Origin of the sequence: Streptomyces hilarionis (assembly GCF_024539675.1) — a bacterium.
GTDB classification, from domain to species: Bacteria; Actinomycetota; Actinomycetes; order Streptomycetales; family Streptomycetaceae; genus Streptomyces; species Streptomyces hilarionis.
In genome coordinates this window covers 1-260 of sequence record NZ_JAHHIT010000776.1, presented here as the reverse complement: position 1 = coordinate 260, position 260 = coordinate 1, and the positions used below count along the sequence as shown (strand labels likewise).

1 protein-coding gene is annotated in these 260 nt (G+C 59.2%); it reads left to right on the top strand.

The window, feature by feature from the left end:
- A partial coding sequence (locus tag KMS84_RS44675) for a TraI domain-containing protein (RefSeq protein WP_256921620.1) occupies positions 1 to 260 on the top strand: 260 nt, incomplete at both ends.

Here is a 260-nt window from a genome sequence, read left to right as displayed (position 1 = left end):
ATTCTCGACCGCACGATCCTGGACTGGCTCAGTGGCTTTCCGCCGCTATGGGCCAGCCTGCTGTATGTCCTGGCCGGCCAATACGAACGTGCCGGGGTGCTGGGCGAGTTGGTCATTCAGGCCGACCGCGTCTCTACCGCACAGAACATTGGTGGCAACCCGAGCAAGGCGCTGCAAGCGCCGATCCATTCACTGCAACATCACCTGATCAGCGGACTGCGTCATCTGGTTCAACACGAACTAAAACTCAACCAACCAGG